This is a genomic window from Nostoc sp. (genome assembly GCF_036917135.1).
Classification (GTDB): domain Bacteria; phylum Cyanobacteriota; class Cyanobacteriia; order Cyanobacteriales; family Nostocaceae; genus Nostoc.
Map to the genome: position 1 here is coordinate 1 of NZ_JBALEA010000033.1, position 26162 is coordinate 26162.

Annotated in this window: 20 protein-coding genes; 13 read left to right on the plus strand and 7 right to left on the minus strand. The window is 41.7% G+C overall.

Features of this window, described 5'->3' with window-relative positions:
- Positions 1 to 10105: tandem-95 repeat protein (locus V7K50_RS09795; protein WP_334959484.1), on the plus strand; the 10105-nt coding region annotated here is incomplete at its 5' end.
- Between the two features lie 415 nt (positions 10106 to 10520).
- Entirely contained in the window at positions 10521 to 11405 is an 885-nt protein-coding gene (truB, locus tag V7K50_RS09800) for a tRNA pseudouridine(55) synthase TruB (protein WP_334959486.1), read from the plus strand.
- Positions 11406 to 11541: 136 nt separating this feature from the next.
- On the opposite strand, the gene V7K50_RS09805 is transcribed toward truB, so the two are convergent.
- From V7K50_RS09805 to V7K50_RS09820, 4 genes are all read right to left on the minus strand, one after another.
- Positions 11542 to 12321, minus strand: coding sequence for a hypothetical protein (locus V7K50_RS09805; RefSeq protein WP_334959488.1), 780 nt, complete (start codon positions 12319 to 12321; stop codon positions 11542 to 11544).
- Positions 12322 to 12521: 200 nt separating this feature from the next.
- Positions 12522 to 13358, minus strand: a complete 837-nt coding sequence (locus tag V7K50_RS09810) for a CheR family methyltransferase (RefSeq protein ID WP_334959490.1) — start codon at positions 13356 to 13358, stop codon at positions 12522 to 12524.
- A 36-nt stretch (positions 13359 to 13394) separates the two neighbouring features.
- Positions 13395 to 13931, minus strand: a complete 537-nt coding sequence (locus V7K50_RS09815; protein ID WP_334959492.1) for a hypothetical protein — start codon at positions 13929 to 13931, stop codon at positions 13395 to 13397.
- A 185-nt stretch (positions 13932 to 14116) separates the two neighbouring features.
- On the minus strand, positions 14117 to 14683 hold the full coding sequence (locus tag V7K50_RS09820) for an HD domain-containing protein (protein WP_334959494.1): 567 nt from the start codon (positions 14681 to 14683) through the stop codon (positions 14117 to 14119).
- A 582-nt stretch (positions 14684 to 15265) separates the two neighbouring features.
- Between V7K50_RS09820 and V7K50_RS09825 the strand changes: the two genes are divergently transcribed.
- From V7K50_RS09825 to V7K50_RS09840, 4 genes are all read left to right on the plus strand, one after another.
- Positions 15266 to 16006, plus strand: coding sequence for an LmeA family phospholipid-binding protein (locus V7K50_RS09825; protein ID WP_334959496.1), 741 nt, complete (start codon positions 15266 to 15268; stop codon positions 16004 to 16006).
- Positions 16007 to 16039: 33 nt separating this feature from the next.
- A complete protein-coding gene (locus tag V7K50_RS09830) occupies positions 16040 to 16591 on the plus strand; it encodes a DUF2231 domain-containing protein (RefSeq protein WP_334959498.1) in 552 nt (183 codons plus the stop codon).
- Positions 16592 to 16684: 93 nt separating this feature from the next.
- Entirely contained in the window at positions 16685 to 17101 is a 417-nt protein-coding gene (locus V7K50_RS09835) for a ribosomal maturation YjgA family protein (RefSeq protein ID WP_334959500.1), read from the plus strand.
- A complete protein-coding gene (locus V7K50_RS09840) occupies positions 17079 to 17306 on the plus strand; it encodes a DUF167 domain-containing protein (RefSeq protein WP_334959502.1) in 228 nt (75 codons plus the stop codon). Before V7K50_RS09835 ends, V7K50_RS09840 begins: the two co-directional genes overlap by 23 nt.
- 122 nt (positions 17307 to 17428) lie before the next feature.
- Here V7K50_RS09840 and V7K50_RS09845 read toward each other — a convergent pair whose 3' ends face one another.
- A complete protein-coding gene (locus tag V7K50_RS09845; RefSeq protein ID WP_334959504.1) occupies positions 17429 to 18040 on the minus strand; it encodes a glutathione S-transferase family protein in 612 nt (203 codons plus the stop codon).
- Between the two features lie 186 nt (positions 18041 to 18226).
- Between V7K50_RS09845 and V7K50_RS09850 the strand changes: the two genes are divergently transcribed.
- From V7K50_RS09850 to V7K50_RS09865, 4 genes are all read left to right on the plus strand, one after another.
- The gene (locus tag V7K50_RS09850; RefSeq protein WP_334959505.1) at positions 18227 to 18928 is read left to right on the plus strand and encodes an SOS response-associated peptidase; all 702 of its coding nucleotides are present in this window, start codon (positions 18227 to 18229) and stop codon (positions 18926 to 18928) included.
- 109 nt (positions 18929 to 19037) lie between these two features.
- Positions 19038 to 19559, plus strand: a complete 522-nt coding sequence (locus V7K50_RS09855; protein WP_334802130.1) for a photosystem I assembly protein Ycf3 — start codon at positions 19038 to 19040, stop codon at positions 19557 to 19559.
- A 103-nt stretch (positions 19560 to 19662) separates the two neighbouring features.
- Positions 19663 to 19953, plus strand: a complete 291-nt coding sequence (gatC, locus tag V7K50_RS09860) for an Asp-tRNA(Asn)/Glu-tRNA(Gln) amidotransferase subunit GatC (protein WP_334959506.1) — start codon at positions 19663 to 19665, stop codon at positions 19951 to 19953.
- Positions 19954 to 20095: 142 nt separating this feature from the next.
- Positions 20096 to 20356 carry a MoaD/ThiS family protein gene (locus V7K50_RS09865; protein ID WP_334802132.1) on the plus strand — a complete coding sequence of 87 codons (261 nt, stop codon included), beginning with the start codon at positions 20096 to 20098 and terminating at the stop codon, positions 20354 to 20356.
- Positions 20357 to 20417: 61 nt separating this feature from the next.
- Here the strand turns inward: V7K50_RS09865 and V7K50_RS09870 are convergent, their stop codons facing one another.
- Positions 20418 to 21275, minus strand: a complete 858-nt coding sequence (locus tag V7K50_RS09870; RefSeq protein ID WP_334959507.1) for a lysophospholipid acyltransferase family protein — start codon at positions 21273 to 21275, stop codon at positions 20418 to 20420.
- Between the two features lie 171 nt (positions 21276 to 21446).
- Here V7K50_RS09870 and V7K50_RS09875 point away from each other — a divergent pair, with 171 nt between their 5' ends.
- Entirely contained in the window at positions 21447 to 22148 is a 702-nt protein-coding gene (locus V7K50_RS09875; RefSeq protein WP_334959509.1) for a DUF433 domain-containing protein, read from the plus strand.
- Positions 22145 to 22579 carry a hypothetical protein gene (locus V7K50_RS09880; protein ID WP_334959511.1) on the plus strand — a complete coding sequence of 145 codons (435 nt, stop codon included), beginning with the start codon at positions 22145 to 22147 and terminating at the stop codon, positions 22577 to 22579. Before V7K50_RS09875 ends, V7K50_RS09880 begins: the two co-directional genes overlap by 4 nt.
- A gap of 153 nt (positions 22580 to 22732) precedes the next feature.
- Here V7K50_RS09880 and V7K50_RS09885 read toward each other — a convergent pair whose 3' ends face one another.
- The gene (locus tag V7K50_RS09885; protein WP_334959513.1) at positions 22733 to 24169 is read right to left on the minus strand and encodes a carotenoid oxygenase family protein; all 1437 of its coding nucleotides are present in this window, start codon (positions 24167 to 24169) and stop codon (positions 22733 to 22735) included.
- A 273-nt stretch (positions 24170 to 24442) separates the two neighbouring features.
- On the opposite strand from V7K50_RS09885, the gene V7K50_RS09890 reads away from it, so the two are divergent.
- Complete coding sequence (locus V7K50_RS09890; RefSeq protein WP_334959515.1) at positions 24443 to 25996, plus strand: YcjF family protein; 1554 nt, start codon at positions 24443 to 24445, stop codon at positions 25994 to 25996.
- Positions 25997 to 26162: the final 166 nt, after the last annotated feature.

A 26162-nucleotide genomic window follows, 5' to 3' on the forward strand; every position in this document is an offset into this window, starting at 1 on the left:
AGAAGATACCGCTTACAGCATCACTGCCACCAGCCTTTTACAAGGGTTCACAGATGTTGACGGTGATACCCTTTCCGTTTCTGGATTAACTGCTAACAATGGCACTGTCGTCAACAATGGCAACGGAACTTATACTTTTAACCCCAATGCCAACTACAACGGGTTGGCAACTCTGAACTACAACGTCACCGATGGCAAAGGTGGCACTACCCCTGCAACTAGTACCTTTAGCTTAACGGCTGTCAACGACGCACCCGCATTAACAGGAACAGCAGCCACCCTGACTAATGGTACAGAAGATACCGCTTACACCATTACTGCCACCAGCCTCTTACAAGGGTTCACAGATGTTGACGGTGATAGCCCTTCCATCGCTAACCTCACTGCTAGCAATGGCACTGTAATTAACAATGGCAATGGAACTTACACCTTTAACCCTAATGCCAACTACAACGGGTTGGTAACTCTTAACTACAACGTCACCGATGGCAATGGTGGTAGTACAACCGCAACTGGCACTTTTAGCCTAGCGGCTATAAATGATGCACCCACTCTCACAGAAACACCCACCAGCCTCAGTAATGGTAGAAAAGACAAACCTTACACCATCAGTGCCATCAGCCTTTTAGAAGGCTTCACCGATGTTGACGGTGATACACTTTCCGTATCTAACCTCACTGCTAGCAATGGTAGTTTGACTGACAATGCTAACGGAACTTACACCTTTAACCCCAATGCCAACTACGATGGGTTGGTAAATCTTAACTACAACGTCACTGATGGCAATGGTGGTACTACAGCTGCAACTAGCACCTTTAGCGTAACAGAAGTACAAGTAAATGAGGCGCCTGTATTAGGTGCAGCCGCATCTGGTAGCCTTGCTTACAGAGAAAATGCCGCAGCTACCAAGATTAGTTCTACTGGTTTACAAATTACCGATGTTGATAATCCGAATGTTACTAGTGCAACTATTTCCATTACTGGTAACTATCAAAACGGTGAAGACATTCTCTCAGTTATTGGCACATTACCTACAGGAATTACAGTAGGTGCGTTCGATACTACTACAGGAACAATTACTCTCACTGGTAGTGCTACTCGCGCCAACTATACAACCGCACTTGCACGGATAGCCTACAGTAATACCAGCGAAAACCCTAATATCGATGCTCGTACTGTCAGCTTTACGGTTAATGATGGTACTACTAACAGCAATACTGTCACTCGTACTATTAACGTTACGGCGGTAAATGATCCACCCACATTAACAGGAACAGCACCCACCCTCAGCAATGGTACAGAAGATACTGTTTACACTATCAGTGCCACTAGCCTATTACAAGGTTTCACCGATGTTGACGGTGATACACTTTCTATCGCTAACCTCAGTGCTAGCAATGGCAGTGTGGCTGACAATGGTAACGGAACTTACGCCTTTAATGCCAATGCTAACTACAATGGGTTGGTAACTCTTAAGTATAACGTCATTGATGGTAATGGTGGTATTACAGCCGCAACTAGTACTTTTAGCCTAGCGGCTATCAATGACGCACCCACATTAACAGGGAAACCGGCAATCCTCAGTAATGGTACAGAAGATACCGCTTACACCATCAGTGCCACTAAGCTATTACAAGGCTTCACTGATGTTGAGGGTAATACCCTTTCCGTATCTAACCTCAGTGCTAGCAATGGCAGTGTGGCTGACAATGATAACGGAACTTACACCTTTAAACCCAATGCCAACTACAACGGTGAAGTTAGTCTCAATTACAACGTCACCGATGGCGAAGGTGGCATTACAGCCGCAACCCGCACTTTTAACCTAGCGGCGGTCAATGATGCACCAACATTAACAGGAACAGCAGTCACTCTCAGTAATGGTACAGAAGATACCGCTTACACCATCACTGCCACTAGCCTATTAGAAGGCTTCACCGATGTTGAGGGTGATACTCTTTCCGTATCTAAGATCAGTGCTACCAATGGTAGTGTAGTTGACAATGGTAACGGAATTTACACCTTTAAGCCCAATGCTAACTACAACGGGTTCGTAACTCTTAACTACAACGTCATTGATGGCAAAGGTGGCACTACAGCTACAAGTGTCCCCTTTAGCCTAGCGGCTGTTAACGACGCACCCGTATTAGGTGCAGCTGCATCTGGTAGCCTTGCTTACATAGAAAATGCCGCAGCTACCAAGATTAGTTCTACTGGTTTAGGGATTACCGATTTTGATAATACTAATATCACCAGTGCAATTATTTCCATTACTGGTAACTATCAAAACGGTGAAGATATTCTCTCAGTTCTTGGGACATTACCTACAGAGATTACAATAGGTGAGTTCGATACTACTACAGGAACAATTACTCTCACTGGTAGTGCTAGTTTTGCCAACTATACCACCGCACTTGCACAGATAGTCTACAGTAATACCAGCGACAACCCTAATATCAATGCTCGTACTGTTAGCTTTACGGTTAATGATGGTACGACTAACAGTAATGCTGTCACTCGTACTATTAATGTTACGGCTGTTAACGATGCACCTGTATTAGGTGCAGCCGCATCAGATAGTCTTGCTTACACAGAAAATGCCGCAGCTACCTTAATTAGTCCTGCTGGTTTAGGGATTACCGATGTTGATAATACTAATATCACCAGTGCAACTATTTCCATTACTGGTAACTATCAAAAAGGTCAAGACATTCTCTCGGTTCTTGGCACATTACCTACAGGGATTACAGCAGGTGCATTCAACGCTACTACAGGAACAGTTACTCTCACTGGTAGTGCTAGTTTTGACAACTATACAACTGCACTCGCACAGATAGCCTACAGTAATACCAGCGAAAGCCCTAATATCCTCGCTCGTACTGTTAGCTTTACGGTTAATGATGGTAAGACTAACAGTAATACTAGCACTCGTACTATTAGTGTTACGGCTGTTAACGACGCACCTGTACTAGGTGCAACTGCATCCGGTAGCCTTGCTTATATAGAAAATGCCGCAGCTACTAAGATTAGTTCTACTGGTTTAGGGATTACCGATGTTGATAATACTAATATCACCAGTGCAACTATTTCCATTACTGGTAACTATCAAAACGGTCAAGATATTCTCTCAATTCTTGGCACATTACCTCCAGGGATTACAGCAGGTGCATTCAATGCTACTACAGGAACAATTACTCTCACTGGTAGTGCTAGTTTTGTCAACTATACCACCGCACTCGCACAGATAGCCTACAGTAATACCAGCGAAAACCCTAATATCGATGCTCGTACTGTCAGTTTTACGGTTAATGATGGTACTACTAACAGTAATGCTGTCACTCGTGCTATTAATGTTACGGCTGTTAACGATGCACCTGTATTAGTTGCAGCCGCATCAGATAGTCTTGCTTACACAGAAAACGCCGCAGCTATCTTAATTAGTCCTGCTGGTTTAGGGATTACTGATGTTGATAATACTAATATCAGCAGTGCAACTATTTCCATTACTGCTAACTATCAAAAAGGTCAAGATATTCTCTCAGTTCTTGGCACATTACCTACAGAGATTACAGCAGGTGCATTCAACGCTACTACAGGAACAATTACTCTCACTGGTAGTGCTAGTTTTGCCAACTATACCACCGCACTCGCACAGATAGCCTACAGTAATACCAGCGAAAGCCCTAATATCCTCGCTCGTACTGTTAGCTTTACGGTTAATGATGGTAAGACTAACAGTAATACTAGCACTCGTACTATTAGTGTTACGGCTGTTAACGACGCACCTGTACTAGGTGCAACTGCATCCGGTAGCCTTGCTTATATAGAAAATGCCGCAGCTACTAAGATTAGTTCTACTGGTTTAGGGATTACCGATGTTGATAATACTAATATCACCAGTGCAACTATTTCCATTACTGGTAACTATCAAAACGGTCAAGATATTCTCTCAATTCTTGGCACATTACCTCCAGGGATTACAGCAGGTGCATTCAATGCTACTACAGGAACAATTACTCTCACTGGTAGTGCTAGTTTTGTCAACTATACCACCGCACTCGCACAGATAGCCTACAGTAATACCAGCGAAAACCCTAATATCGATGCTCGTACTGTCAGTTTTACGGTTAATGATGGTACTACTAACAGTAATGCTGTCACTCGTGCTATTAATGTTACGGCTGTTAACGATGCACCTGTATTAGTTGCAGCCGCATCAGATAGTCTTGCTTACACAGAAAACGCCGCAGCTATCTTAATTAGTCCTGCTGGTTTAGGGATTACTGATGTTGATAATACTAATATCAGCAGTGCAACTATTTCCATTACTGCTAACTATCAAAAAGGTCAAGATATTCTCTCAGTTCTTGGCACATTACCTACAGAGATTACAGCAGGTGCATTCAACGCTACTACAGGAACAATTACTCTCACTGGTAGTGCTAGTTTTGCCAACTATACCACCGCACTCGCACAGATAGCCTACAGTAATACCAGCGAAGACCCTAATATCAAGGATCGCACTATCAGCTTTATGGTTAATGATGGTAAGACTAACAGTAAGGCTGTCACTCGTACTATTAATGTTAGGGCTGTTAACGACGCACCTGTATTAAGTGCAGCCGCATCCGGTAGCCTTGCTTATACAAAAAATAAAATAGAAACCAAGATTAGTTCTACTGGTTTAGAGATTAGCGATGTTGATAATACTAATATCACCAGTGCAACTATCTCCATTACTGGTAACTATCAAAAAGATCAAGACATTCTCTCAGTTCTTGGCACATTACCTAAAGAGATTAAACCAGGTGTTTTCGATCCTGCTACAGGAACAATTACCCTCACTGGTAGTGCTACTCTTGCTAACTATAAAACCGCGCTCACACAGATAGCCTACAGTAATACCAGCAACAACCCTAATATCAATTATCGTACTGTTAGCTTTACGGTTAATGATGGTACGAAGAACAGTAATACTGTCACTCGTACTATTAATGTCGCATTGGTATACATGGGTTTAGAAGATCCAAACATACCAGCATTTGTCAAAATATTTAATGACCTTGCTAAAACAGATACAAGCAAGATAAAAGCCACGCAGCAAGGTGACCGAGTAAAACTAGAATACTCAGGAGAACTAGAATTTAAAAACTTAATTAATACACTAGGATTAGGAAGTGCTACAAAATCTTTCAGTTTCAATAGTCCCAGCCTAATAGTAGGTGTAACAGATAATAAGCGCACATATCAAGTTTTAATTCCCAACATTCATTTCGATTATTCCCTGCGTCTATTAACCGAATTGGTAGGAGATACCCAAACTAAACTCTTTTCTCTCGGTATTGGTGATTTGTTATTATCTGAGCAAGGGATATCACTAAGTTTTATAAACGAGTTTAATTTAGATTTGGTCAATTTTTTCAGTCTTGATGGTGCGGTTCCTTTTATCGATACAGTCATTGATAAGATTACGAAGGAAATTTTTGCTGATTCTAATATCACACTGTCTCGATTAAGATTGAATCTTTTAAAAAAGAATAATCAGAACCAAACGGAACTGAATCTGAATGGATTACTAAATCAAGAGGAAGTACAATTTACCTTAGATAAAACCAAGATTACCTTTCACTATCAACTAAGAGAACTTGGTGATTGGGTTGCTGACATTCCTATTCTCAATTCCTTTAATATACAAAACCCCGAACTTATTCTTAGCACTGGAACATATTACCTCAATGATCTATTGTTTGGTAATATTAAATTAATCAAAGGATTGAACTTTATCGGCGATCTTGATTTTGGTAATGTTGATACTCAGATTGGGAATTTTATTCACGAGGTCTTAGGCATTGGTCTTATAAAGGCTAATATTGGCTTCCTTCCTGGATTAATCAGTTTTACTGCTATTTCTAAGTTCGGTGGATCTTACTCCATGAAGTTTGGTAATTTTACTGCCAATCTCAATAATCTTAGTTTGGGATTTGATATCACCAGCAACTTAATAGATCCAACTTTTAGGATTAGCAGTGATATGAAAATGACAAACTATGATCCTACCCAAGACAGTGAACCAGAGTTATTATTTTCTGCCGGATTATTCTTAAATCCAACATCTTTGTCAGTGTCTTTTAATCTCAAATCGGATCAAGTTTGGAGTGATCCCTTTGGACTGAAAGATACAAAAGTTAGCCAAATAGCTCTTCGGGTTGGTGGGAGTTATTTGCCTCCTTTCTTTGATAACTTTTCCTTCAAAGGGGATTTAAAATACCACGATATAAACATCAAGACAGCATTTTATTTCGATATTCACGACCCTAAGAAAGTGGCTTTAACTTTAACCACCATTAACGCAGTTAGGTATGTGGATTTAGTGGATTTATTTGTGCACGCTCTGATTCCCTCTATTACTTTGATAGAAAAAACTAGCAACACTGATTTGGTTCGAGATGCTTTAAACTTTTTGGGTAAGTTTATTAAATTAAGTATCGAATCCATTGATAGTAATGGAGATGGCACACCCGATCCCTTAGTGCAGTTTATTCCCTTCCCTATAAAAATTGCCGATGAATTCTTAGAGGAAGGATTTGCGATTAATGCTAAACTAACAGCCTGGAATAAACCAGCGTTTCTGACTTTCAGCAGTGATAAATATCTGATTAATACTCACGGATCATTAAAAATTCCTGAAATTGATTTAACTTTCTTGAAGATTAGTGGGGTAGATGACAATGAATTAAATTTAGACCTGAAGTTCACTTTAAGTGAGCGGTATCTTAAAGGTGATGGTCGTATAGAAGTTTTTGGTCAGAAGATTGCTCAAGCAAAATTCACTATTACTCCTACTAAGGTAACTATTGAGAAGGTTTTACTGGGTATACCTAATGTCCTTAGTATTAGTGTTCCTAGTCTGGAGTTCGATCTTGCTAACTTGAAAGCCAGTGGTTCTGGCGAGATAAAGCTATTTAATCAAACTCTCGCGGATGGTGATTTCACCCTCGATAAAAATGGTTTCAACATTAATCATGCACAACTGGGCATTAGCTCTTTATTGTCTGTTGAATTCAATAATGTTGTTGTAAACAAGAGTGGTGCTTCTGGTAGTGCGAAGATTAACATCGCTGGAAGAGAGCTAGCCAATGGTTCATTGAGCCTCAACGCTAATGGTTTCAGTCTTAAAGGCAATTTTTTAGGTGTAAGTGCAGGAGACTTTGGGAATATTGGCTTATCCGTTAGTGTAAATGTTGGTACTGATGTTAACAATATCAATGCCAGTATTGATTTTGATGTACTTAGTCAACATATTAGTCTTGTTTCCGTATCCCTGAAAGATTTTACTGATATTGGCTCTTTGGTGACAAATGCTGCCTGGGGTGTGGTTGGCTCATTACCAGGGTACATAACAGATTTAGTCAAGGATGGTCTCGCTACAATCTCAAGTGTGGGTAATTATCTTGTTGAGGCAGGTTCAAATTTAATGAATGCTGCCGTTAATTACTTTAAGGATCAATTCGGCTTCGGTCAAAGCGATCCAATTCAGTTTAATGGTGGAAATGGTAATGACACATGTGATGGTAATGACAACAAAGATGTTCTCTTTGGCAATGGAGGTGATGATTCGCTACATGGTCACCTCAATGATGATTTAATTGATGGAGGTAGCGGCAATGATCGGCTCGCTGGTGGTGATGGTAAGGATACTATCTTTGGTGGTGATGGCAATGACGTTATATGGGGACAGAACCAAGATGACATGCTTTATGGGTGGGCAGGAGACGATTATATCAACGGTGATGGTGACAGTAAAGAAACCTACAAGGGGGGAAATGATTTTATAGATGGTGGTATAGGTAACGATACCCTTGAAGGTGGCTATGGCAACGATACTATCTATGGTTCGGCTGGTAATGATATCATCTACGGCTGGTCTAATACTACAAAGAGCTACGAGTTCAACTACAGTGATACTGATCTCCTAGATGGCGGAGTTGGTAACGATACCCTTTATGGTGGTGGTGGCAACGATACCCTTTATGGTGGCGAGGGTAACGATAAGCTCTACGGTGGGGACGGCAACGACTATCTGAATGGTTATAAGGATAGTGACACCCTCGATGGTGGCGCTGGCGACGACCTTCTTTTCGGTCAGCAAGGTAATGATTCCCTTGACGGTGGAGATGGCAACGATACTCTCTACGGCGAAGACGACGGTACACAGAGCCAAACATACGACGGTAGCCAGAATAACGATACCCTAAATGGCGGTGCTGGCAATGACTTACTCTTCGGCGGTGTTGGCAATGACTATCTCTCTGGTGGTGCTGGCATCGATACCCTTTATGGTGATGTTGGCAACGATACTCTTTACGGTGATGTTGGCATCGATACCCTTTATGGTGGCGAGGGTAACGATAAGCTCTACGGTGGAGACGGTAACGACTATCTGAATGGTTATAAGGATAGTGACACCCTCGATGGCGGTACTGGCAACGACCTTCTTTTCGGTCAGCAAGGTAATGATTCCCTTGACGGTGGAGATGGCACCGATACTCTCTACGGCGAAGACGACGGTACACAGAGCCAAACATACGACGGTAGCCAGGATAACGATACCCTAAATGGCGGTGCTGGCAATGACTTACTCTTCGGCGGTGTTGGCAATGACTTTCTCTCTGGTGGAAGCGGTAATGATACCCTTGATGGTGGTTCGGGCAATGATACCGCCGACTTTAGTTTTGTGACTAGTGGGATTAAATGCGATTTGTCAACTGGACAAATTACTTTCTCAAGCTCCACACACAAGTTAATTTCGATTGAAAATCTCATCGGCTCTAGTGGCAATGACACTTTATTAGGAAATAGTGCTGACAATGTTTTAAATGGTGGCGCTGGTAATGACTTACTCTCTGGTAGAAACGGGAATGATACTCTTGATGGTGGTGGGGGCAATGATACCGCCGACTTTAGTTTCTCGAATGATGGGATTAGTGGCAATTTGTCAACTGGACAAGTTACTTACTTAAGCTTTACAGACAAATTAATTTCGATTGAAAATCTTATCGGCTCTAGTGGTGACGACTTCCTATTAGGAGATAGCGCGAATAATGTTTTAAATGGTGGTGCTGGCAATGACGAACTCGTAGGTGGCGCTGGTAATGACACACTCTCTGGTGGGAGCGGTAATGATACTCTATATGGTGCATACGGTGGATATGATGGCAATGATACTGCCGACTATAGTTTTTGGACTGGTGCTGGTGGGATTAAAGGCGATTTGTCAACTAGACAAGTTACTTTCTCAAGCTTTACACACCAGTTATTTGCGATTCAAAATCTCATCGGCTCTAGTGGCAACGACACCCTATTAGGAGATAGTGCTAATAATGTTTTAAATGGTGGCGCTGGTAATGACTTACTCTCTGGTGGAAGCGGTAATGATACTCTTTACGGTGGTGATGGCAATGATACCGCCGATTTTGTATCGTCGAATTATTATGTAAATGGGGGGATTCTAGGCGATCTGATTAATTCACAAGCTACCTTCTCAGGCTTTACAGAAAAGTTAATTTCGATTGAAAATCTCATCGGCTCTAGTGGCAACGACACCCTATACGGAGATAAGGCTAATAATATTTTAGATGGTCGGGGTGGTAATAATGTACTTTTCGGCTATGATGGTGACGACACTCTCTATGGTGGATTCTTCAACGATACGTTAGACGGTGGTAGGGGTAACGATGTCGTTTATGGCGAGTATGGTGACGATAATCTTAGTGGTTATGTTGGTGACGATACCTTAGATGGCGGCGATGGCAAGGATACTCTTACTGGTAGTGCTGGTAATGATGTTCTTGTAGGAGGGCTGGATGCAGATGACTTCATCTTTTACGGTTCAGATAAACAAACCGACCGTATTAAAGACTTTAATAGGCTAGAAGGGGACAAAATTTTGATTAGCGCTTCGAGTTTTGGAACAGGAGTTACTTTACAGCAGTTCAATTTCAACTACAGCACCTATACCTTGTTCTTCAACAATCAACAGATTGCGACTTTAGATAACGTCACCAACAGTAACTTTTCTGTTAACCAAGATGTTACCTTGCTATGACCTTTTTACATCATGACTTATACGTTAATGATGAATAATAGCACGTTTTAAACTTTGTAGTTACTCATAACCTCCCTAAAAAAGGGGGGTTTTCGTATTTAAATCCCAAATGATTGCAACGGTTTTTCACGAGTATAAACTTGGTTTAAGAGGTTGTTTGAAAAGTTTTTTGTATATGCCTAACCCTTGGAGATCCCCCTAACCTGCCTTAAAAAGGGGGACTTTGATTCCGGTTCCCCCCCTTTTTAAGGCAGGTTAGGGGGGATCTCCAAGTGCCTAAAATCACAGCTAACTACTTTTCAAACAACCTCTAATGTGCATTGTTGATCTGGTGGACTACTAGATTGCTAAATATTAATGCTTTGAGCGTTAAATAAGTATTTAATAGAGTTTAGAAGCTGTAAGTGTTGATTTTGTGTTATTTCAAGGTTTTCTCAACTTAAACAAACCATTTGGCTGGACTTCCCACGACTGCGTAGCGCGGGTGCGAAAATTGTTGCGCCTCAAACGTGTAGGACACGCGGGAACCTTAGATCCAGCCGCTACAGGGGTTTTACCGATCGCACTTGGTAAAGCCACTAGATTATTGCAATATCTGCCAGAAAGCAAAGCTTACAAGGCTACTATCCGCCTGGGTGTGCGAACTACAACGGATGATTTAGAAGGTGAAATTATTAATTCTCAACCTTGTCCTGGATTGAGTTTGGCAGAGGTGAAAACTGCACTGGCACAATTTCAAGGGAAAATTCAGCAAATACCACCGAGTTATAGTGCCATTCAAGTGGATGGTAAACGCCTCTACGATTTAGCACGTAAAGGTGAAATAGTGGAAGTTCCAGTGCGGACAGTGGAAATTTTTCACACAGAAATTTTGGACTGGAGAGAAGGAGATTTCCCCGAATTGGATGTGGCGATCGCCTGTGGATCTGGTACATATATTAGAGCGATCGCTCGTGACTTAGGTGCAATCTTAGAAACTGGTGGCACTCTTGCAGCTTTGATCCGCACTGCAAGCAGTGGTTTTGATTTAACAGATAGTCTCACTTTCACCGACTTAGAAGCTAAACTGCAAGACGGGACTTTTCAACCTCTAGCCCCTGATGCAGCTTTACAACATTTGTTGTCTGTTAGTTTACCAGCAATATCTGCTCCAAAATGGTGTCAAGGTCAGCGAGTTTCTCTAAATTCTGATGTGACTGGAATAGTGCGAGTTTATGAAGAAGAGACTCGCTTTTTAGGTATTGGACAATTACAAGATCAAGTGTTGATTCCTCAAATGGTTTTTGAACCAGTTTCTTGAAACTGTTGTCCTAATGGACTGACAAATAAAAAAACATCCCAAATTTTTTGTGGGATGGGTGTCCCCACCCGTCCCAGATTTAGAGCGCTGATGTTGCCCACCCCACAAAATGGATAATTTATTTCTTGTCAGTCCCTTAAACCAAATAACTCGTATTTGGTACGATCGCAAAAAACGCATACTCATACCAAGCAGTCCATAAGAAACTGCGAATCCAGCGCTGACGCTTTTCGGGACTCAATTCATATTCAAATGCTCCACGAGATACATCAACGGAAGATAGGTGAGAGTTGCAACCGCAGCCATGCTGATAAGTAAAGCCATATTTAGAGGCAATACTTTGCACCTTCATTTGAATAGCAAACACTTTACCTGCATGGAGTATGGCATCCCAAGCGCGTTTGTGTTCGATATCGCGCTGATCAAATCGTAAGGCACGTTCTTCAAAAACATGATCGCGGTAAATTGGTGCTAAATGTACATGATAAAAGCTGGCAGGTAGTTCATAACCAAACTCGTTAAACAAATCTATGCCAATGCGAGCTACTTTTACTTCGTTAGCATACTCTGTCCCCTTTGACTCGACATCACGGAGAATTTCTGCAAAGTTCGGATAGCTGTGTTTGAGAAAATCTTGCCCAAAAAACTCTAGGGTTTCCCATGCCAGTTGTGCAAATAGCTGGGAAAATGATGGGATCAAGTGAGCTAGTTGGGGGCGATCGCTAAATAAGTCAACATCACCATATTCTAATTTGTATAGGAACAACTGCGCCATCTCAACATAGCTCTGGGGATGGGAAAGTCCGATACTCGCGGTTCCTCTAGCAATGTCTTGCCACGTAGAAGGCAGTTGAGAAACGTGAACCGCATTTTCTCCAGCAATGACTGCAACAGGAGGACATTCGAGAAGTTGCATCGACAATCTCCTTTAAGACTTTAATGTGTAATTTACCTTAAGCGATCGCTAAATTTATCTTCTAAACACAATAAAAAATGTTTGACAGACTGTCTTTTGACAATTGGCGCAGTTTTATGCCTAATTTTTCGGGGCATTGGCATTGGTTATTGTACGATAATTCATAATTTCTGATTCAGTTCCCATTCAGAAAACTATCTTCAGCCACCCGCAATTTTCTTATATATTTTCTCCCCTTTGATTATCTCCTCATAGGACTGCTCATAAGAGGTGAACCGGATAGATTCTTGTCTTCCTAAACCCAATATACCAAAGGTGCAAAGGCTATTATAAAACAGTTCGTGTACCCGCTTTTGAAGTATCTGATTGAAATAGATTAGGACGTTACGACAAAGGATGACATTAAACTCATTAAAAGAACCGTCAGTTGCTAAATTATGCTGTGCGAACACAATATTTTCTCTTAGGGATGCTCGAAATATAGCATTATCATAAGCTGCTGTATAATATTCTGAAAAAGACTTCTTCCCGCCCGCTTTCAGATAGAGCTGAGTATATTCTTGCATCAATTTCAATGAGAAAATACCACTTTTAGCATTTTGTAATACCTTCTCATTTGTATCAGTGGCATAAATGCGGCAACGGTGGTAAAGTCCTTCTTCTTGTAGTAAAATCGCCATTGAGTAGACTTCTTCCCCAGTTGAGCATCCAGCGTGCCAGATGCGAATAAAGGGATAGGTTTGCAAGAAGGGAATAACTTGATTTCTGAAGGTATTATAAAAGCTAGGATCACGAAACATTGATGTTACATTCACCGTCAGAGCCAGCAAAAATCGTTCCAAATAGGCACGGTTATGGAGTAACTGCTCTTGCAATGCAGAAACATTTGCTAACCCCTCTAAGTCCATGAAACTCTGAATGCGCCGCTTGAGTGAGGAAGGAGCATAATTGCGAAAATCATAACCGTAGTACTGATACACCCCTTCTAAAAGCAGATGTATTTCAATATCCTCCAAGGCTGGTTTGGGCAAAAGCATATTAATTCATAATTCATAATTCATAATTCATGGAATTTAGTTTAAGCGAGTGGCTGTTACTCCTAAAATAGCGATCGCTATTACTGAAATCGCTGCTAGCCATCTGACTTGCGATCGCAGATTTTTAATCTCTTGGCTCAGGTTTTCTCTTTGTGGTATAGTGTATGGTTCCAGTTGTACAACTTCGATCGCTACTTGCTCTGGTGTATTTGGGGGATTTTCAAAAGAGACTTTCGTCTGTAGCCAATCAGTAATCAGTTTGGGACAGTTTTTCTTAAACCAATTAAAAGCTAAGGTTCTAAAAACTGGTTTGGACATTCTGGCAATTAATTTCATCAACCTGTTTAGGGGCTTCAAGGGAAGCTTTTGATTGATCAGATTGACTGAACCAACATCATAAAGACAATCCAGAATTAGTTTCACAGTGGCTTCTTCACTGTTAATTAAGTTTTGCAGTAAAAGCAGAACATCACGCATCCGCTCTGCTTCCCTATACTTTTCAGCCAAGTTTTCTGGAGGACTTATTGAAGGACTTGGGGTTGTATTTAGGGTGTTTTTTCTTACTATCGTCATATTGGTAACATAGCAGCCAGAATAATGTCAGTACACCTATCTACCGAGAGAAAGATTTTTTATCTAGAGAGAGAACCTAAAAGCGAAAGTTTTTTCGTGAGAGACATGACTATATCGTGTCTGTAAAAAGGCTATTTGTCTAGTTCAATATGAATCTTTTATCTACTTCTGGGGAAATAAAATTTTTATTGAGATGCTAATACCTCAATTTGTGCAACTACTCGTTCTAATTCTTCAATGATTACAGTGGTTCTAGTTTTTCTGAAGGCATCCACAAGCGCCCGATAATACCAAAGAGTACCTTCTTTACGCCCGTGAAAACGTTCCCAGAGTGAGTCCCCCAAAACGCGATAATCTTTGAGAATAGACTGGGCGTTGTAAAGTTTATCTGCCGATGACACCAGCAGAACTGATGGGGAAGCAGTAGAAATATGAGCAATGTATGCCTCCTTGCGCTGTCGCCAAGGGGGTTTGGGAATTGTATCAGCGTCGGTACAACCATCTACAATTGCCGTTACATTGTCACCAAAGCGGCGGCGGATTTCTTCCCGTGTGGTTGCGCCACCTTGGTCTTCGATGGCATCATGTAAGAGGGCTGCGATCGCTTCATCTTCATTTGCACCGTATTCTAAAGCAATACTGGCGACACCTAATAAATGGGCAACGTAGGGAACACCCGAACCTTTACGAACTTGGTTGGCGTGCAGTTGGGTAGCGTAGGTGAGGGCTGCGGTAAAGCGTTCTGAAAGCATAGCAAAAATCAGCAATCTTTAGTTTATCGCCAGAAGAGTTAAATTACTCAATATCCAGCTACGGCAATATTAAGCGGTGAACATATTCTACCTGGGTTTAGGTTGCCTTTGAAAAAATTATTCTAAAAGTTATGCCTATGGCTAGATACGCCTAGGCACTTTATACCAATTTGATCTAACGATACGCTAAATCAAAATACGATTTTTAAATAGCGGCGAACTTTGATTTTTTCAGAAATCAAATCATAGTCCTATATTCTGTATCTACGTCTTTAAAAGATGGATAAGAAACAATACGCTTGGGTTAAGCATTTCTTTCTTCTTTTTGCGTCCAACTCTTACGAGACGCTGCGCGAATGCGGTTCGTTAAAAAATTGACTTTGGCAAAAAGTTTTAGCCTTAACTGAACTGTATTGGGATAAAAAAACAAAAATCTAGATGATTTATAAATAATGTAATTCTACTTTTAGATAGACAATATTTAAACCTCTATCCATCGCCAGATAGATAAAAATTTGATCCTAATTTATTAACTTAAATTAAGTTAAGGATATGCTATTGAAAGCAGGGGTTAATTTAATAATGCCAGACAGTCCTGGATTAGGAGAGCAAGCTCTAAATAAAGCGGCAGAGATAGGATTATCTAGCCAATTAGATGAAGTAGATAATTTAGATGTAAACATCAAAACCGATCCGCTAAAACTGGTTCAGGGAGAGGTGGATGCAGTTACAATTGAAGGTGAAGGTTTAGTTATGCAGAAAGACCTCCGCATGGAGGAATTGGAAATGCAAATGACTAATGTCGCCATTAATCCTCTGAGTGTGGCTTTTGGCAAAATTGAACTTACTAAACCTACTGAAGCTAATGCACAGGTTGTGTTAACCGAAGCTGATATCAATCGCGCCTTCAACTCAGAATATGTGCGAGCGCAACTGCAAAGTCAAAAAATCCACATTAACGGTGAACTGAGGACTATTGAGCCTCAAAATGTAAACTTTCGACTACCTGGCGATGGAAAGGTCGCACTAAATGCCAACCTCAAAGTAGTAGAAACAGGTGAAAATCAGCAAGTTGCTTTTTCCGCCGTGCCCTGGATCAGTGCCAATGGAAAAACTGTTGCTTTGCAAAATGTCGAGTATGGCGAAAGTGAGGAAATATCGCCAGAGTTGACAAAATCTTTGATAGATCAAACTAGCGAAATTTTAAATTTGAGTAACTTTGATTTAGAAGGAATTAGTTTACAAGTTAAACAGCTAAAAGTAGAAGTAGGTAAACTAACCCTACAAGCTGAAGCTTATGTTGAACAAATTCCTTCCGATTAAAAATAGGACTCTAATAAATTCAGGATACTAATAATGGAAACTACAGAAACAAGCCAAACAAGTTCAACACCTTTCCCAAATATTCCACCAGTTATTGAAAGCAATGACAGTGAGTATCGTGATACCGGCGTACCAAGCACAGTTGCGATCGCAGGACATCCCCTACACCCCTTGAGTGTGATCTTTCCCATAGCCTTTTTAGCCGCCGCCTTGGGAAGTGATATTGGCTACTGGTTAACTCATGATTTCTTTTGGGCTAGGGCTTCCCTATGGTTAATCGGCCTCGGATTAGCTGGGGGACTCCTTGCAGCAGCCATCGGACTCACTGACTTTTTGAAAATTGAACGAGTTCGCAAGCGCACCGCAGGTTGGGCGCATTTGATACTTAACGTTTCTCTATTAGTTTTAACGCTAGTTAATTTTCTCCTACGTTTAGGCGACGCTGAATCACGAATAGTACCTTGGGGACTATTACTATCACTCATTGTCGGTACGCTGGTTAGTCTTTCCGGCTGGTTTGGTGCCGAACTCTCCTATCGCCACAAAATTGGTGTTGTGGGTGCAGGTAGCAGAAGATATCCATAAGCAAATAATTCGTAATTAACATTCAATATTACGAATTATTGAGAAACGAGTATCAGAGGCTAAAATTTTGCTTAGTCTCTAAGCTTTCAGAAAATGTACCGAAACCGTAACCAAACAATATTTATTATTCTTTCTGCGCTCATCGTTGTACCGATGGGCTTTTTGTTTAAGTATTATAATGGCCCTGCTAATCAGTGGTTTAATGACTACGGAGCAGATGTACTTTACGAAATATTTTGGTGTCTGTTCGCATTTGGCTTTTTCAGAAGTCGGACGGCGCTAATCCAAATTCCTATATGGGTTTTTGTCATCACCTGTATAATAGAATTCTTGCAACTTTGGCATCCGCCACTATTAGAGGAGATTCGCGCCACCTTCATAGGTAAATTGTTACTTGGTACTACCTTTGTTTGGTGGGATTTTCCTCATTATGCATTGGGTTGTGTTTTAGGCTGGTTGTGGCTGCGACAATTACACAAAATAGGTTATGCAAAAAAAAGTCAAAGTTAAACCTAATTCAAAACAGCAAAAAATTGAAGAACAAACTGATGGCAGTTTGACTGTGTATTTAAAATCGCCCCCAGTTGATGGTAAGGCTAACGAAGAGTTAATTAAACTACTAGCAGATAAATTTGATGTACCCAAATCTTATATCAGAATTAAGTCAGGTTTGTCCTCTCGGCAAAAGCTGATAGAAATTGATAGAGATATCTAGTTTATACATATAACACCTTGTAATAAGACTGTGCCTCTTCCTAAATCTGAGGCTAGATCCTCCTTAATACATCCTCTATGAAAGTCAATAAACTAAAGACAGAAACTCACAAAATCTAATTTTTAGACTTGTGTAATACTGATATACCTTGGTTGAGTTTTGACTCTTTCTATCCAAGCTTGGATAGCAGGAAATTGTGACAAATCAAACCCACCTTCATCAGCTACATGAGTGTAAGCGAACAAGCCGATATCAGCAATTGTGTAGTGTTCTCCAACAAAAAAAGTGTGAGAAGTTAAGTGTTGTTCCATCAAGTTAAGTGCTGTATAGCCTGGTTCACGTTTTTGCTTAATAGCTTCACTACATTCTTGAGTTTTACCTAAAATAGAAATCCAAAATCTTGATGTAGCAATAAAAGGCTCATGGCTATATTGTTCAAAACACAACCATTGCAGCACCTGCGCTCGTAAAAAGCGGTCATAAGGTAAAAACTCTGTACCTTCACTCAGATACACCAATATGGCATTTGATTCTGCTAAGTATTTCCCTGGCTCGATTTCCAGAACAGGTATCTTCCCGTTGGGATTTTTACTTAGAAATTCTGGTGTTCGAGTCTCCCCTTTCAAGATGTTAAGCTCTATCATCTCAAAAGGCATACCTAGTTGTGTCAATAAAAGACGTATCTTATAACCATTGCCAGAAGGTAAAAAATCGTACAGGCGCAGTAGTTCCATGTTAAAATCCAGTTAGGAATATATTGATAAGTGAAGCTTCAAAATACAATATCTTACCAAAATATTTTCCTAAAACCGGATATTTTTTTATATATTTAGCTTCGGAACACTACAGAAAATCATCTGAGAAAATAAAAAAAAGGATTATTTATTTGTTTAATTTAGTAATTGGTTGAGGATAAAAGTATGTGTGGAAGATTTACTCTAAAACAGTCGGCAGCAAGTTTAGCTCAAGTTTTTAATGTTGAACCAGTTGCGGATTTAGCAGCAGAATATAACATTGCACCTACGCAAATGGTGGCTACAGTGTTACAAAATCCCGAAAGCGAAAAGCGTGAATTGAAGCGGTTACATTGGGGGTTAATTCCGTCATGGGCAAAAGATGCGGCAATGGGGGCAAAGCTGATTAACGCTAGGGCAGAAACTGTTGCCGAAAAACCCGCTTTTCGTTCGGCTTTTAAGCATCGACGCTGTTTAGTGCTAGCTGATGGTTTTTATGAGTGGCAACGGCAACAAGGTAAAAAGCAGCCATTTTATTTTCGTCTCCAAGATGGGGAACCTTTTGGCTTTGCAGGTTTGTGGGAGAGATGGCGCTCGCCTGCTAATGAAGAAATAATCTCTTGTACAATTTTGACAACGGCAGCTAACGAATTACTCCAACCTATCCACGAGCGGATGCCAGTGATTTTAAAACCACAAGATTACGATTTATGGCTTGATTGCCAAGTGCAAACGCCCCAAACCTTACAGCAGCTATTGAGTCCCTATCCAGCGTCAGCAATGATTGCCTATCCAGTTAGCACCTTGGTAAACAACTCTCGGCATAAGAGTCCGCAATGTATCATACCCCTCAGTGAGAAGAATGCCCCCGTAAATCAGTTAAATTAGCTATTGAGTGAACTAGAGGATTGGGGAGATGAGGGAGCAAAACTATTGATTATTTATTGCCCCCAGTCCCCAGTCCCCAATCCCCAATCCCCAATACCCAGAGACAAATATGCCAAGAACGCAAAAAAACGATAATTTTGTTGACAAATCCTTTACAGTGATGGCGGATATCATTCTGAAGATCCTGCCAACCAACAAAAAAGCTAAAGAAGCGTTTGTTTATTATCGAGATGGGATGTCAGCCCAAGCAGAAGGGGAATATGCTGAAGCATTGGAATACTATGAAGAAGCTCTAACACTAGAGGAAGATACTAACGATCGCGGCTATATTTTCTACAATATGGGGCTAATCTATGCCAGCAATGGCGACCACAACAAGGCTTTAGAATTGTATCACCAGGCAATTGAGTTCAACCCACGCCTACCCCAAGCCTTGAATAACATCGCCGTGATTTACCACTACCAAGGCGAAAAGGAAAAAGAAGCTGGAGATAACGAGGCTGGCGAAGCACTTTTTGACCAAGCCGCAGATTATTGGATTCGAGCTATTCGCATGGCTCCCAATAACTACATCGAAGCCCAAAACTGGCTGAAAACCACTGGGCGATCGCAAATTGACGTATTCTTCTAGAACCGGACTTACGCAAACAATAGCCGAAACCCTCACTTTCACGTAGGGGCAATTCGTGAATTGCCCCTAAAGATCCTAAATTCTCACTCCTAAGTAAAAAAATATGATTGACCAAGAACAAGTTCACAGAGTAGCTAATCTTGCTCGTTTAGAATTGACTCCAGAAGAAGAGGAACAATTCACTACGCAGTTGGGAAGTATTCTGGACTATATCGAACAACTAAATGAGCTTGATGTCACTAATGTGCCCCCAACAACACGGGCAATTGATGTTAGCAATATCACACGAGAAGATGAATTGCAACCCTATCCTGACCGACAAAGCATTCTCGACAATGCGCCTGAACAGGAAGGCGAATTTTTCAAAGTACCAAAAATCCTCAATGCTGAATAGTCAAAAGTGACTGTGAAAATCATTAACTAAATTATTTGGACATGAGATGAAATCATGTAGTTAATAATGTATAATCAACCCCAAGAGTTAAGGTTGCTGGTCAAGTATTAAACCACTTGCTGGTAATGCCAAAGTATGTTGTATGTCTAAATCTGCAATCACCGTTACCGTGAAATTGTTCGCTGCTTATCAAGAAGCCTTTAGGGTTTCGGAACTGGTGCTAGAATTTCCTAATAGTATGCCAGTTAAAGCAGTATGCGATCGCCTCATAGTTGAACACCCTGAACTCTCCCAATGGCGTGATGTCACCCGTTTTGGGATTAATCTCATATTTGTTGAACCAGATACTCTACTACAAGATGGCGATGAAGTAGTGTTAATTCCACCAGTTAGCGGCGGCTAGCAAAATAGTTAGGAGTTAGGAGTTAGGAGTTAAAGATTCAAAACTTCTAACTCATCACTACTCAAAGAGAATTGGCATTAGCAGTTAGCTTCACTAAGTCATCTAACTCTTGCTGCATCTGACTAACAACTAATTCATAACATTCATTGACATAGTAGCGATCGCTGGCTGCTTCAGGGCCGTAGCGTTCAAATACAATTGGCTGACAAACCCGCGTGTACATAGACACAGGTAATGGAATATTGGGCAACGGACCAATTGCTAATCCCCAAGGTAGTCCGAGATAAATCGGAAAAACTTCTGGATCAATCCCCAATAGCCAAGGCATCCCCCACTCGTGGAGTTGCTGCACAATTTTATAGCAGTCAGCGATCACAATCAGCGTATCGTGAGCGCCCCAGGAAATTACAGGCACAATGGGCACATTTTCCCGTAACGCTAACTTGATAAATCCTCGTCGCCCCGCAAAGTAGATTTTGTTACGTAAATAATGCGGTCGAAAGACATCTTCGGCTCCACCTGGATAAACTAGTACACTAGCTCCAGAGTGCAAGGCAGTGTAAGCCATTTTCGGATGAGCGATGATTGCTCCAGCCTTGGCGGCCAGCTGCGCTAGTGGTGGGCTAACTTGCCAAGCTTTGGGATGCATCAAACCATAAATGGGTTGCTCAACACCAAATCGTCGAAACCAGTCATACATTACCATTCCCATATCGGGCGCAGCGAGTCCCCCATTGTGCGAACCGACAAATAGGACTTTTTCTTGGGGTGGAATATTATCCCAGCCACTAGTTTTAACTCGGAAATAGTAGTGATAGAAAAAGCTCAACACGGGCATCAGAGATTCTATGAACTTTGGATCTCGCTCATCCAAAGACCAACCGGGTTTTTTGTTTAAGAAATGTTGCTTTTTTGACATCGATGCATTCTAACAGGATCGGCAAAGTTCAAACAATCCTTTCTTAGGTATAACCTGGTTCACCCCATACACAAAAACCGATTCATCTAAATATTTTAAGTTGGCGATCGCATAATCAGTAAAGTCCATCATTTGCGATAATAAAAATAGACATCTCTGGTAGGCACGCTTATGACCGAGCTTTACGGAGGAATTGACCCTAGAGACATTCCGACCTACTCCATTAGTGATGCCGCTCGTTACTTACACATTCCAGCAGGCACAATTCGCTCTTGGACAGTTGGGCGGCACTATCCGATCACAAAAGGTTCCAACTTCTTTAAACCCCTTATCCCAATTCGTAACCTCAAACCGCGACTTCTCTCATTTACCAACCTAATTGAAGTTCACGTATTAAGAGCAATTCGCAAACATCACGAAATTGACCTAGGCAAGGTGCGAGATGCCCTTGATTTCATTGAGGAGCAGTTTCAAGTATCCCACCCCTTGGCAGGTGAACGCTTTCGTACTGATGGTGTTGATCTCTTCATCGAGCGATATGGTTCTCTTGTTAATGCCTCTAAACGTGGGCAAGCGGAAATGAAAGACGCTTTGAATGCCCATCTTCAGCGAATTGAACCCGATGACACTGGGCTTGCAATTAAACTTTATCCCTTTACTCGCTCTCACGAGGAAGATAACCCTCGATTCGTCGTCATGGACTCCCGAATCGCTTTTGGTCGCCTTGTTATTGCTGGCACAGGAATTGCTACCCGCGTGTTAGCAGAACGCTATCAAGCAGGTGACTCAATTGACGATCTCGCTTATGATTATGACTGCGATCGGCTCATGATAGAAGAAGCTATTCGTTGTGAGAAGTTCGCTGTTGCATGAGACAACCCCAGTCCATCACTTTTTTTATAGATCGATGCCTATGTTGCAGAGTCATTATATCAACACTTAAGAGTGCAGGACTTACTATTGAAGTTCATCATGACCACTTTGACGATAATGCTCAAGATGTAGCTTGGTTACCAGAAGTTGGCAGAAGAGACTGGGTTGTTCTGACCAAAGATAGCGCAATCATTAATAACTGTTTAGAAAGAATTGCTGTTGCAAGCGCTCAAATCAAGTTGTTTACGTTTGCCTCTCAAAACCTCACAGGGGAAGAGATGGCAGAGATTTTTTTAAAAGCGATCGGATCGATCCAAAGATTTATTCGCAAGCATCCTGCCCCCTTCATCGCCAAAATCTATCGAGATGGAAAGGTCTCTATGTGGAAAGATGACCAGATGCTAATAGAAGAATTGAAGAGATTTTTATAAAATCATCGTTGCGATCGCTCTTACCCTCCGTCACCCATTTCTGCTATAGCTAGCGATCAACACTAGCTATAGATTTGTGTGTACACCGTAGCTTCAAGCGTCGGCAAAGGGATTAGGTTTTTCGTGGACTTTTATGAGGTGAATTGGGAATTGTCAAGCTGGGTTCCAAGTGCCGTGGAAACTGTGGGGAATGACGCTAGGTAATCCTAGTTTGCAAACGGGTTCTGCATCCAAGCGATCGCTATCAAATACCCAAACTTCACTACTATGAGAATTACCATCGTATACAACGGTTAAAATCCAGCCTTGCTCAGGGTTATGGGCATCTTGGGCGTGGATGGGTTCTGAAGGATAGCGGTTTGTTCCTAAGTCTGCTTCGGTGAGGGTTTCGGTTTTGTAGTCGAAGCGAGCGATCGCACCAAAGGATTCTTTGTCTGTATCCCCTCTTTGGGGCATTATTGAAAGATAAGTATAGCGCCAAGGTTGCCCAACTTGCCATCGCTGCACTACAGGAAACTCACACTTGCGGTTGATAACTTCCTGTATTGCTGTCACTTTGCCAGTTTGGGGATTGAGGCGGACTTGCCACAATGTTCCTTTAGTTACTGTGGGCGTCTCACCACTTGGGAATTCTCGGAGATACTCATTAGTTTGGTGAAAATCTGAATATCGTACCATGTCCAAAATTACCGAGCCGTCTTGATCTTCATAGCCATTGCCAAAATGCCAATTAAACCAAGCATCGGTTTCGCCACGACTAACTAAGGATAAGTTTTCCCGATCAAAAATTAACACCTGGGTTCCTAGCTGAGGTTCCCAGAACAGAGATTCACTAAAGGTAGTCACACCTAGCAAAAGTGACAGCATTTTCAGCCGCATCGGTGGCATAAAAAACACCAGATACCTTTGAGTTAAAACAAAATCATGCACTATAGAATAGCGATCTAGCTTAAAAGCAGTTTTTTGGATAATTTTGCCCGTCGCATCGCTTTTGTAGAGATTCAGTTGTACAGAACTTCCGATACTGATTCCAAAGTTAAAAATCTCGCCTGTTTGGGAATCGCGCTTGTAATGAGCAGAATAAGGTAATCCGTTATCCAAAGCACCTAAATCATCCAATCCCTTGGTTTCTAAAGTTTGCAAATCAAGGCTGTATGGATTGCTTGCTTCCCATAAAGCCAACAGTTTATCAGGTAAAGCCAACACTGAAGTATTAGCTGCATTCTTTACCTGTTGGCCCCACCGCTTCCAGATTGGCCCTGGTGGATGCATCCCATAGACACCATAAAGAAACCTATCCGCTTGAGTTTCAGCTTGATATTCTGTTGTTTGCACATAGCGATAAACTCCGCTAACTCCTGCATCGGTGAAATGGACGGCGAGAATTGCCCCATCTCCATCAAACCAGTGCCCCACACTATGGCCACTGCGTTCTAGCCTTCCCGCACCATTGCGGTAAAGTGTGCCACGTAAGCCATCTGGGATTTTGCCAGAAAGAATTGACAATTGAGTAAGGGGAAATTCTTTTGCCGGTTCTGCGATCGCACTCGCCCAGGCTTTTTTCGTTGACTTTTTCGTAATAGTATGCATATTAAATTTTGTCTAATAGATTATGGATGTACACAATTGCATTCTGACATTCAGGATTGACGCTAACAATAGTAGGGGCAATTCATGAATTGCCCCAGAACGCGTGTAGTTTTGTGTAAGCCCTAACATTGTTGCAATTTTTTAAAGACACAAAAAATGGAGTGAGCGTTGTTGGTTTCACAAAAGCTCCTTCTTACTACTCTGGTAAAAAATGCTGGAACTATTAAGATTAGAAGCATCTGCCTACTGAATACTTACTAATCTTTCCCAGCCATGCCTCTGTCACGCATAGTAACGCTGATTGTTGGTCTGATCGTCATTTTGGGGCTAGCCCTATGGCTAATTGATTCCCTATCACGGCTCTACTGGCAATTGTCCTATTCGCCGTTGCTAGGCAATTTGCTGCTGTTGCTGCTGATTGTCCTCATTGGAGCCTTGGTTGCAGCTTTCGTTTATTACGTATTAGTGATTCGATCTGGGGAAAAGCGATCGCGTCGCAACCCGAAACGAGCAACTGCGGCACAAATTCCTGCTGCTAAATCTGATGCTGCTTCTACAACTCTACAGGCTGTGCGGCAACAGGTAGGGCAAATTCAAGATGAAGTAGCACGTCAGGCTTTATTAAGTAAATCACGAGAGATTGAAGCCAACCTAGCACGGGGTGAAATTCAAGTAGTAGTATTTGGTACCGGGAGTGCTGGCAAAACTTCCCTGGTAAATGCGATTATGGGACGCATGGTTGGCCAGGTGGATGCACCAATGGGTACAACCCAGGTTGGAGAAACCTATTGTCTGCGGTTGAAGGGATTAGAACGCAAGATTTTAATTACGGATACGCCGGGAATTTTAGAAGCAGGGGTGGCGGGAACGGAACGGGAACAAATGGCGCGAGAATTGGCGACGGAAGCAGATTTACTGTTATTTGTCGTGGATAATGATTTACGACGCTCAGAATATGAGCCACTACGGGGGTTGGCAGAAATTGGGAAGCGATCGCTCCTAGTTCTCAACAAAACTGATTTATATACAGATGAAGATAAAGAAGCCATCCTCGCCAGATTGCGTCAACGGGTACGGGGATTTATTGCTACTAATGATGTGGTAGCGATCGCAGCTAATCCCCAATCTGCACAACTAGAAACTGGCGAAACCTTCCAGCCAGAACCGGATATTGTGCCTTTGTTGCGGCGCACAGCTGCTGTTTTACGCGCCGAAGGTGAAGATTTGGTGGCGGATAATATTCTTTTGCAATCTCTGCGATTGGGAGACGAGGCGCGAAAACTCATTGATGGCCAGCGTCGCCGTCAAGCTGATAAAATCGTCGAACGGTTTCAATGGATTGGTGCTGGTGTAGTATCAGTTACGCCGATACCAGTTGTAGACTTATTGGCAACAGCTGCTGTTAATGCTCAAATGGTTGTAGAAATTGGCAGAGTCTACGGCTGTGAATTGAATATGGAACGGGGACGAGAGTTAGCCCTTTCTTTAGCGAAAACTATTGCGAGTTTGGGCATTGTTAAGGGAGCAATTCAATTATTATCTACAGCGTTGCAACTCAATGTTGCCACCTTTATTATTGGTAGAGCAATTCAAGGAGTGACAGCAGCTTATTTAACGCGAATTGCTGGTAAAAGTTTTATTGAATATTTTCGTCACGATCAAGATTGGGGTGATGGGGGAATGACGGAAGTTGTACAGCGACAGTTTCAAATTAATCGCAGAGATGAATTTATTAAAGCTTTTATTCAGGAAGCGATCGCACGGGTAGTGAAGCCATTACAAGATAAATCTGAAGTAGTTGAACACGATGAAGAAGTCAATAGATAAATTATCCATCTTGTGGGGTGGGCATCCTGCTCGCCCTGTATATGGGATGGGTGCGGACACCCATCCCACAAGAAAATTTGGGATGTTTTTTTCTTTTTCAGTCTCTTAGAGGAGGGACTTTGATTCAGGTTCCCTGCTTAAAAATGGGGGATCATTAAGTGCCTAA